This window comes from Phocaeicola sp. RTP21198st1_B8_RTP21198_201120 (assembly GCF_040929485.1).
Lineage (GTDB): Bacteria > Bacteroidota > Bacteroidia > Bacteroidales > Bacteroidaceae > Phocaeicola > Phocaeicola dorei.
Window position 1 is genome coordinate 1 of record NZ_JBCOCI010000133.1, and the last position, 6,388, is coordinate 6,388.

Below are 6,388 nucleotides of genomic sequence, written 5' to 3' on the forward strand. Positions count from 1 at the left end.
ACTTTCAATGCTTCAAGGAAATGTTTCCAAGTTTTTCCAAATCGATTTTCTGCTAAATCCATAATGCTTCATTTTTATACATCGCAAAAATATAAGAATGAAAAAAGGGCGACAAGATAGAATCGCGGAGACGCTTACTATACTGTGTTGCAGATACTTTGATTTGCAACCTATCTGCAACAGTATCTGCCACGCTCCAACTATTTGTCAATTAGCGCATTACACGCGTTTGGTTGCAGGTGGCAGATGTTTTTATATTTTTTCAGGTTCTTCGTCAAATTTGGTGGTAATCTCTTTTTTATTTCAACTGTCTTCTTCTTTCTTAATCCTATTAAAAGTTGTAGATATGTTTGCTTTTTAGTAACTTTAAAGACACCACATCATTAAGAGTTACAATGCAACAAGTCATATCTACAACGTACAAATATACATCAAAAAAAGAAAATGCTCCTACAAATAGGGGATTATTCCATGATTTCAGATTCAGTCTTGGCTACGATAATCTGCAACAAGATGGTATCTCTGAAGCTGTTGGCTCATTGACGGTCTTTCTACATACGGCTGGCAAAGGGGCTTCCTGTCCTTATTGCGGACATTTCAGTCACCGATTGCACAGTTACTACTCCCGTCATATTGAGGATCTTGAAGTTTACGGTCATACTTTGGAGTTAGTCATCAAGGTTGGCAAATATTATTGTGACAATGTTTCTTGTCCACAAAAAATATTCTGCGAACCGTTGTCTTTTCTGGCTCGTCGGTATGGTAGACGGAGCTATCTTGTTGAGGAACGCATCAGATCGATAAGTTTGGAACTTACTTCCCGAAAGGCCTCTTCTCTTTTGCAACTGTTCCATATAACAGCCAGTAGTTCTTCCTGCTTACGCATCCTACAACAGTGCGGACAACACAATCCTATGCATAATAAAAGTATTTATGTAGGTATTGATGATTTTGCCTATAAAAAAGGTAAGGATTATATGAGTGTGGTCGTAGACCAGATGACACACATACCTATTGCTTTGTTAGAGGATAGAAACGGAGAAGCACTTGATAACTGGCTCATCCGGAATCCTCAAATACAATATATAACGAGAGACCGTGGAAGATGTTTCACAGAGGCTATAAACAGAATAATTCCTGGTGTTACACAAATCTGCGACCGATTCCATCTAATCAAGAATATGACGGACACGATGATACCGGAAATAGAGAAAATAATCCGTCAGACCAAGAAAAAGCTCAAATACGAATATCCTGACAGAGACACGGCTTCTTCGTTAATTCTTCAGGACATATTTAACATGGGAGATGTCCGACACAGAGAAAAATTGAAGATATACAGGGAAAGCTTGAACTTAAAAATGCAGGGGATGACCATTGAGCAGACAGCCACACATTTGGGTAAGAAAAGTCGCTACATTTATAAGATTATTCACAACAGAAGAATAGGGGCATACTTGAATGAGCAACAGAAGACAGCTCTTAAATATGTATCCGAACTGGCTACAATCATTAGTGCGGGCTGTATTACTCGAAAAATATTGGCACAAAAAATGGGGAGTAAAATCAGTGGCGCACTTATTGGAAGGATAACATCCAGCTTGCGAAAAAGGTATCAACAAAAGAGGAAGGAAGTCAAGGAGCATAATGAGAGCATTGAAAACAGAAGTAAAATACAGAGAGTTTCACAGAATCAGATACGCAAATACATTCTAAAGGGAGAATCGGATAATCCTAAACTAGCGGAACTGTATAAGTCCTCACCGCAGATTAAAGAACTTTTAAGCGTGTGTCAGAATTTCAGAGATATGATTAATGGGAACACTTATGATAAGGATATTAGAAAGTGGATTGAAAAAGCGAAGGCAACACGGAATATGGCACTGACGAACTTTGCATATGGTATTGAAAAAGACTGGGAGGCAGTACAGGCAGCTATTGATATCCCCTTCAGTAACGGATTACTGGAGGGGACAGTGAATAAAATTAAAGCGGTAAAAAGACAGATGTACAATAGGGCAGGAATTAAACTACTGAGAGCGAAGATTATTTATTCACAATAGAAGAAGTACCACCAAATTTGACGAAGAACCTGAAAAACATAAAAACATCTGCCACCTGCAACGAAACGCGTGTAATGCGCTAATTGACAAATAGTTGGAGCGTTGCAGATACTGTGGCAGATAGGTTGCAGATAAAGTATCTGCCACACGTTATATAATCAAAGAAAAAGCCTTGATTCCTTTATGCAAAGCTATGGGATAATTGGGGCGACTGTAGTGTACTGAATAAGTTGACACTTCTCAAATTCGAAATTCACATGGAAGAATTAAAAAAGAAGTACACTCCTTACACAGAATCTGAACGAATGTCTTATATTCGTGAGTATTTATCGACTTCCGAAACGAAGTATCAGTTTGCTAAGCGTACCGGTATTTGCCGACGTCTGCTGATTCTTTGGCTCGAAAAGTATCATATAAATGATAAAGTTATGAATACAGAACAGCCCTCTTTAAGCAAAGCCTCTGATGAGTCTCTCAATGAACTGGAAAAAGAACTCGCTGCATTGCGTGCCGAAAACCGCAAACTTCAGCGTGCCCTTCAGGAGGAAAGTCTTCGTCATGAAGCTTGTGAGGAATTGATTAATCTTGCGGAGTCAACCTATCACATCAAGGTTCGAAAAAACTCCGATGCCAAGTAATCGACACCTTGTCACAGGGGAACTCTGCCCGTCATATGCGCGGCAGTCTGCAGTTCCTCTGTGATTACTTCGGCATAACCAGACAAGGTTATTATAAGCATGTCAACAGAAAAAAGGAAATAGACATCCTCACATCAAGCATTGTGCTGTATTGTAATGAGTTACGTAAACTTATGCCTAAGGCTGGTATGCGTGAACTCTATGCATGCTGCCTCCGCAAGTTTGGTGTCAGGATGGTCATTGGGCGTGATCAATGCTATAATATTTTTCGTGCTAATGGCCTGTGTCAACGTGTCAGGCATGTGAGACCAAAGACAACAAATTCCAATCATAATTATTACATTTATCCGGACTTGCTGAATGTCACTCCTAAATTTGTAGCTGACACATTCGGTTCAATGGTTGTAGCGGACATAACCTATGTTGCCACGTGCCAGGGATGGGCTTACCTGTCTCTTCTTACCGATGCGGGCAGTCGGGCCATAGTCGGATATGCACTGTGCAAAACACTTGAAGCGGAAGGTCCCTTAAAGGCACTTAGGATGGCTATGGACTTTTACAACAGATACAATGTTGATTTGAGTAGTCTCATACACCATTCTGACCGGGGAGTGCAATACTGCTCAAAACTGTATGTGGGCATGCTCAAGAAACATCATATCAATATTAGTATGACTCAGTGTGGAGATCCGCTACATAATGCCCTGGCTGAACGGATGAATAACACGATCAAGAATGGGTGGCTGTTTGACTGCGAAGATGATAGCTTTGAACAGTTGGATAAACGTATAGCCGATGCCATATATGCATACAATTATCTTCGACCCCATCAAGGCATACAAATGAAAACACCGATGGAATATATTCGTAACGGCAGGGGAAAAGTAGTTGAAGTCCCGCTCGTCGGGACGGGTGCTCCCGCCCCTATTCTTATGGATTACGCAAGCGAATTTTGATAATTTCTCGAAAAAAAAGCATCCGTCCTAATTACAGCGAACATAATCGTAACTAATTTCGCTCTAACTGCATTCAGAACCGACATCTTATTTTTTCCCTCTTCGACCTTTCTGTCATAATATTTCTTCAATGGACTATTTTTCACTTGTGAAACAGATAGTGCCGCCATATGTAGCAAATGCTTGATGCTCTTGTCAGCCCTATTAGATACTCTATTTTTAGAACGTTGGCTACTTCCTGACACATAGACGAACGGAACAACTCCTGCATGACAGCAAAACTTCCTGGGATCAGTAAAAGAAGTGAAAGCATCTGTTTCCATGATCATCTTCAGTGCAACACGTTCCCCAACTCCATCCACAGACATGAGTAAATCCATTTGATGAGCAATGACAGGTGCCTGATTTATAAGTTCTTTTATTTCAAGGTCTATTTGTGCTATGTAATCCGTAAATGTATTGATAATCCCTTCAACTCTATTGCATTTAGCAATATATATTGAGTGTTCCATATAGTCTACCTGATCTTTTAGCTGGGATTGATATTTAGCCCTATCTGCAACAAGCATACTGCGTTCTGTTGATAAGTTTTTGAGTTTTTGTATTATAAGCTCTGATGCGGTATACGGTTGTAGGCAATCATTATATCTTTCTGCATACATTGCTATTCGGCAGGCATCTATTTTATCATTTTTGCCACGAGGTATTCCATGACAATATTTTATTTTAGCTGCATCTTCCAAACATAAGTAGACTCCTATACTTTTTGTTGCACAGACCAAAGGATAGGTATATTGCCCTGTATGTTCCGCACAGACAACCAAACTGTCCTCAGAGAGGAAAAATTTCTCAAACGTTCTTGTTAACCAAGATTTAATAGAGGATAGATCATTAGGAATAACATCATAAAGGATGTCCTTACCGTTACTCCTTAAACATAAATCCAATTTTTTCTTACTCACATCAACTCCTAAATAAAAAACTTTCATACTTTTGTTTTTGAACATTAAACAAAAAAGAAAGGACCTGAACTTGACCTAATAACCTTAAACAGGTTTACTGAAATTCTTATATGGGTTTGAGTTCAAGGAAGGAGCAAAAGGACCGAATAGGGACTTAGACTTGACTTCTATTGCCGCTGATGGTTTTCCTTTTGCTTTCCTTTCAATATCAATTCAAAGATAAATATTTTGATGCTGCAAATCTAAGGTTGCCGCTAGGGCGATCCCCGAGCGAAGAGTTTTTGTTATTTAATGAAAGTTTACAGCCCGAAGTCTTGCACTTATAAGAGAAGATACATAATTTTGCAAAATATCTTAAATGACAACTTATACAGGAATTACAAAGGGACAAGTAAACTTATTTAGGTTTTAAAAAATATTGAGTAAACTAACTTAGGTATAACAAGCGAAGTTGTCAACTAAATCCAGTACAGTACAAAACAACTAGTAAGCACTCATTGTATGGCTCTTGTTTATCCTATCAGTCAGCTTTACCTTTGCACAGAACTTAAAATTTTATTCTTATGGACTCTACTGATTGTTTTTTAGAGATTCTTTCTGCTTATCAGTCATCCGACAGTGGTTGCCAAGTCTCTCTTTTGGAGTATTGCCATCGTTTTGGCGTTGATTATTATAAATTCCTTGGCTGGTATCGTCATTACAAGTGCCAACTGGGTAACTCAACTTCCCCTTCCGATGTGCAACTGGCCCCCATTCATGTGAACGGTTCCCCCTCCGGTCATTCACGTTGTACATCATCTCCCAAATCTGTCAAATCGGACAACTTTGAGATTGTTTCGTTTCGTCTAAAACTGGGCAATGGAGTTGAGATCCGAAAATGTAACACTAATCTTGAGAGCATAACAGCTCTGCTTCAAAACCTGGGAACATTATGTTAGGGCTGAATCCCAGCATGCGCTTCTACCTGTGCGAAGGTCCGGTAGATATGCGAAAAGGTATTTTCACCCTTGCCGAACTGGTACGCAAAATAATGGGTAAAGAGCCCTCCGCAGGGGATATTTTCATCTTTTTGAGCAAGGACCGGCGGAACATCAAAATCCTTCATCATGATACAGGGGGATACGTGCTTTATTGGAAGAAGCTGGACAAAGACCGTTTCCTCCTACCTGTTTTCTGCAAGGCCAGTCATCGTTATGAAATCGGTTGGGAGAAACTCGTGGTTCTGCTCCAGGGTACTGTCCGCAAAGAATTACTCGTAGGGTAGTACGAGGTTACAGAACAATCGATTGTACGAGGTTATATATTTGATTATCAATATATTAATATGTTTAAAATCTTGCATAAGTCAGCTTTATTTTGTATATTTGCGACATGGAAGACAAGGAAACGATCAACATATTAATCGCCCAGCTACTGTCAAAGGATGATGAGATCCTGCGGCTTCGAAACCTGCTTGACGACTTACAGCGTGAACAGCAGTCGGGTAATATGCAGATCCTGTCTAAACTTGACAGGGCACTTGAGGAACTGAAAAGCATGAGACATGACAACAAGACGCTTTCCAACCGTCTTTCCCGGGCCCTTGAGGCCAAGTCAGCCGCAGAAGAGAAAATACAGGAGCTTTCCAGTGCCCTTGAAGCACTCGAGAATACGCGCGCTGATGAACTTTATGAGATTGCCAGACAGAAACGGCAGTTATACGGGCGTAAATCCGAGAAGAAATCTTCCTTGTCCGCAATGAAGCAAAAAGACCTCAAAGAGGATAAGGA

Annotated in this window: 6 protein-coding genes and 1 pseudogene; 6 read left to right on the forward strand and 1 reads right to left on the reverse strand. The window is 40.0% G+C overall.

Features of this window, described 5'->3' with window-relative positions; translation table 11 throughout:
• Nucleotides 1-395 precede the first annotated feature (395 nt).
• The 3 genes from AB5935_RS23050 (at nucleotide 396) to AB5935_RS23060 (ending at nucleotide 3,657) form a co-directional block, all read left to right on the forward strand.
• On the forward strand, nucleotides 396-2,063 hold the full coding sequence (locus AB5935_RS23050; RefSeq protein ID WP_008649335.1) for an ISL3 family transposase: 1,668 nt from the start codon (nucleotides 396-398) through the stop codon (nucleotides 2,061-2,063).
• Nucleotides 2,064-2,320: 257 nt separating this feature from the next.
• Nucleotides 2,321-2,701 (forward strand): transposase, encoded by a 381-nt coding sequence (locus AB5935_RS23055; protein WP_004322509.1) that lies wholly within the window; start codon nucleotides 2,321-2,323, stop codon nucleotides 2,699-2,701.
• A gap of 35 nt (nucleotides 2,702-2,736) precedes the next feature.
• Complete coding sequence (locus tag AB5935_RS23060) at nucleotides 2,737-3,657, forward strand: IS3 family transposase (protein ID WP_004322510.1); 921 nt, start codon at nucleotides 2,737-2,739, stop codon at nucleotides 3,655-3,657.
• Here the strand turns inward: AB5935_RS23060 and AB5935_RS23065 are convergent.
• Nucleotides 3,639-4,646, reverse strand: a complete 1,008-nt coding sequence (locus AB5935_RS23065; protein ID WP_004307071.1) for an IS110 family transposase — start codon at nucleotides 4,644-4,646, stop codon at nucleotides 3,639-3,641. The two genes, AB5935_RS23060 and AB5935_RS23065, sit on opposite strands and share 19 nt — an antisense overlap.
• Before the next feature lie 536 nt (nucleotides 4,647-5,182).
• Between AB5935_RS23065 and AB5935_RS23070 the strand changes: the two genes are divergently transcribed.
• The 3 genes and pseudogenes from AB5935_RS23070 to AB5935_RS23080 all read left to right on the forward strand — a co-directional run.
• Complete coding sequence (locus AB5935_RS23070; protein ID WP_004324216.1) at nucleotides 5,183-5,557, forward strand: hypothetical protein; 375 nt, start codon at nucleotides 5,183-5,185, stop codon at nucleotides 5,555-5,557.
• Nucleotides 5,551-5,883 (forward strand): IS66 family insertion sequence element accessory protein TnpB, encoded by a 333-nt coding sequence (gene tnpB, locus AB5935_RS23075; protein WP_004324217.1) that lies wholly within the window; start codon nucleotides 5,551-5,553, stop codon nucleotides 5,881-5,883. Before AB5935_RS23070 ends, tnpB begins: the two co-directional genes overlap by 7 nt.
• A gap of 107 nt (nucleotides 5,884-5,990) precedes the next feature.
• Nucleotides 5,991-6,388, forward strand: a pseudogene (locus tag AB5935_RS23080) (IS66 family transposase); the annotation flags it as partial.